This is a genomic window from Oleiphilus sp. HI0117, assembly GCF_001635235.1.
Genome location: NZ_LWGA01000755.1, coordinates 1 through 3821 on the forward strand (window position 1 = coordinate 1; position 3821 = coordinate 3821).

A 3821-nucleotide genomic window follows, 5' to 3' on the forward strand; every position below is an offset into this window, starting at 1 on the left:
AAAGAGATAGCGATGTTGGTATTAAAGTCTAATTTAAATTTGACGACAGAAAATGCGCTCGCCTACTACAGGGAAGCACTCTACCGAAAACTTAGTAGTGACAACGACTTAATGGTTAGAGCTGGCGCGAAGGCTGCCAAGAACTGGTCAAGCTATGACCGTATTCCTAAGGAAATGTCGTTGAGTGCACAGCTTGATGAGTGGGGAATATTTGCCTAACCGGCAAATAGCTCCCAATTCCGGCCTAAATCAACGGCCTCATTATTGACCGGTCGGTTATCTTCAATTCTCACAGCACTTATTACCGGGCGACTCCATTCACCGCCATCGCTTCGAGTCATCGAATCAAGATCAACAGATCTAACTTGATAAACTACCTGATCATACATAACTTTAGAGCGATGAGATAAGCCATATACAAAGCGGCAATAGTCCAGCTTTAAGCTATATAAGCTCTTTTCGGTTTTATTTATTTTTTGAATTAGAACGTTTTTCAGGCCGTCGGCGTAATCCATCTTTGATCCCACTTATTGTTATTGTCTATTTCAATATTTAAAAGTAACAAGATGTAACGAGTATAAAAAATAGATAGGTACTATCGCAAGTGAAAATCTAGTAATCACAGCAACTTATGAAGTAGTTCAGATATTTGCTCAGCTTGAACGTCATGATCAAGCACTCGCATTAACCTTCCTTGATCATCTAACAAATAGACAAAAGCACTATGATCAACTGTATAGCTATTGCCTTCACCTGCCTTTTCACGACCTGAACGGAAAAAAGTTCCGTAAGCTGAGCTAACCGAAGTAATTTGTTCAACACTCCCACTTAAAGGAATAATATTTGGATGGAAGAATCCGGTGTATTCTTTTAAACGCTTATCATCATCACGATNNNGCCAAACTCAAAGTTGTTAGCGTTGATGTGATACTTTGCTTGTACGCGGCTGCCAGTGCTCGCATCGGTCATGCCTTCCTGGTTATAGACCATTTGGCCGTTTAAACCCTCTGGGTCATTCTCAACATTGTAATCATAGTTGTAGTAAGCAAACGCTTGGGTAAGAGGGTCCATGCCGTTATGACAACCTACACAGCTGTTTAAGAAGATTCTGCTGTCGCCACCAGGGCTACGCGAAACATCTTGCCTGACGCGGTCAGGTGGTAAGGAGGTGTCGTTAAGTTGCTCCATATCGTTGCATAAGTGGTTTAACACGGTAAAACGGAACAGTGCACGATTGGTACCGTCTTTCATGAATGCATGAGCGGATGCGCGCGTGGTCATGATACCGGCAGCGGCAGCGCTAGGGATGTTGTATTGTTCCGACTGAGTGCTGGCAATCAGATACTCTTTTAGGCTGTGTCCGCCATCTTCCAGAGCTTCATAATGCGCGTTGCTACTGATGCTCGGGTTTGGTAGCCCAAGTGAAGAATTTCCGACATAGAGCACGTCGCTATATAGAACTGACCGAAAGTCTGCGTCATCGCGTACTAAACCAATTACGGTTGCCATATAGTCATTGAAGGGCACAAAGCTGGACATGGCTTCATTTGTCCAGGGGGCTGCAAGGTTTTTTAGCGTAACGTCATAGAAAGCAGTGTGTTCCATTGCCGTATAGGCCGCATTGCTAGCTTCGCCCGCCAAAATATCCGCCGCCATAGAGTCGAGTACACTTGCAGTAGGGGGCACACCCGCTATTCTGTCATGTATACGTTTAGCTTGCTCTCGTTCCCCGGCCGTTAGAGTCGAGCTCACGAATAGTGTAGAGAGAAGTATAAGTGACAGAAATTTCATGCGCTGGTGCATAAGCTTAATTTTTCCGATCAATGTTTTTGTATATGCTGGCGTCATAGCTGCTTGCCAGAAACCGTCGTGCTTTATTTGTTTCAGTAGCTTAGGTAATACAGGAAATACATTCATAGCTTGTTCCCTCTTTGGATCGGAGCTTATTTAAATTAGACCCAAACGCTCTATGTTTGAAGTTTAATTGAAGATGATAGACGCTTTTTGTGTGGCAGTGCTCACCATTACATTGCGTAACTCAAATGCGCTGGAATGTACTTAGGAAGAAGACATACTGAGAGACATAATCCTTGTCTAAGTCCTTAACTGGGCTCGATTATGTCGAATAGGGAGAATATTGTGAAGCATGTCAGGTTAACATTTTTTTACGTTTCGGTTTTTCTGAATCGAGCCTTCAAAAGGCATTTTAGATTACCCAAGCCTTCAAATTCCGGCTTTTTGAGACAGGTATTGTTGAGCCTTGTTGCTATGATCAGTCTGCCTCTTATTGTTGCCTGTAGCTCTGATGGCACGGATCCTGTTGTAGTTGACTTACCTTTAGCTTATATAGAAAGACCTCTAGAAAATGATGAGGGCGAAGTTGAGCCAGATAATGCTGCTGAGCCGCAATCGTTTCGTCCTGGTGCTGTTTTATACCTAAAGCAAAAAGCATCACTTGATGCTCAAACGGTGGATATTTCTTCGGCAGCCTTTGCTGATGAATCGTTCTTAAACGACGACGGTGAGCTGCTCTACGATGTACGTGACCTCAGTACTTCTTATGATGGTAAGAAACTACTCTTCTCGATGCGTGCGCCAGAGATAGAGAATGCCGATGAAGAAGATCAGCCTACTTGGAATATCTGGGAATATAATATAGAGAGCAGCACGCTCCGCCGTATTTTTGATAGTACGCTGAATGTCAGGGCTGAAGATGGGCATGATATTTCACCCAGCTACCTTCCAGGTGATCGTATCTTATTTACTTCAACGCGCCAGACGCGTGCCAAGGCTGTTTTATTGAATGAAGGTAAGACGGGTTATCCTGCACTTGATGAAGAGCGAAATGTACACGCCTTTAACCTTCATATTATGGATGGTGATGGACAAAATATTCAGCAACTTACCTTTAACCAAAGCCACGATCTAGACCCTATCCTGTTGAATAACGGCAAAGTCCTGTTTTCTCGTTGGGACAACGCGGGGCAAACACGAAACAATGGTGTTAACTTATACGAGATTAACCCCGACGGTACAGGCTTGAATTACCTCTATGGCCGCCATTCCCATGATTCAGGTGAAGACGGTGACCAAGTTCAGTTCTTGAAACCTAAAGAGTTAGAAAACGGTAATATTGCGGTTTCATTGCGTACCTTCGAAAGCGCTACGTTTGCCGCACAACCTCTCGAGATTAATTTGGATGAATTCATTGATGCAGACCGTGCCATCGATGGCAGTGACGCAATTGAAGGGCAGGCTCAAGTCGCGATTATTGACGGGGTCACCTCAAGTGATGAACAAACGATAAACGGTCAGTATGGCGCTTTTGTACCGCTTTATGATGGCTCAAACCGTTACTTGGTGAGCTGGAGCTTATGTCGTGTTGCCCTGATCGATATCGATGCTGAAACAGATGGTGATCAACAAGGCCAGCCAGAATATTGTACCGAAGAGAAACTCGCTTCAGATACCTATGAAGCCGCGACACCTCTCTATGGTTTATATGTCTATGATGCGAGCGATAAGACCTTAAAAGTGGTTGCCTTACCGAGTGAAGGTAATCGCTACGATCAGGTGATGTTGGTTACAAGTCGGCCAGAACCGGAAGACTACGTTCCAGTAGAGTTGGAAAACTTTGGTAATGGTTTAGGAGCGATTCATATTCGCAGTGTCTATGACTTTGATGGTGAAGATACGTCTCCTGCCGGTTTAGCGGCGCNTGCTAATCCTGAGGTGACAGAGCCTTCTGAGCGTCCTCAACGTTTTCTAAGAATCGAGAAGGCTGTTTCAATACCTGATGAAAACGTACGTGATTTTGATAA

3 protein-coding genes are annotated in these 3821 nt (G+C 44.2%); 1 reads left to right on the forward strand and 2 read right to left on the reverse strand.

Annotated elements, in window-relative coordinates:
* Positions 1-219: hypothetical protein (locus A3757_RS12020; protein WP_231878265.1), on the forward strand; the 219-nt coding region annotated here is incomplete at its 5' end.
* Here A3757_RS12020 and A3757_RS12025 read toward each other — a convergent pair.
* Complete coding sequence (locus tag A3757_RS12025) at positions 216-515, reverse strand: hypothetical protein (protein ID WP_068512472.1); 300 nt, start codon at positions 513-515, stop codon at positions 216-218. The two genes, A3757_RS12020 and A3757_RS12025, sit on opposite strands and share 4 nt — an antisense overlap.
* A 104-nt stretch (positions 516-619) precedes the next feature.
* On the reverse strand, positions 620-841 hold the full coding sequence (locus A3757_RS28100) for an SCO family protein (protein ID WP_369819548.1): 222 nt from the start codon (positions 839-841) through the stop codon (positions 620-622).
* Positions 842-3821: the final 2980 nt, after the last annotated feature.

Excerpts from the sequence above, each read along its gene's own strand:
- A3757_RS12025 (WP_068512472.1), bottom strand. The coding sequence starts at position 515 with ATGGATTACGCCGACGGCCTGAAAAACGTTCTAATTCAAAAAATAAAT.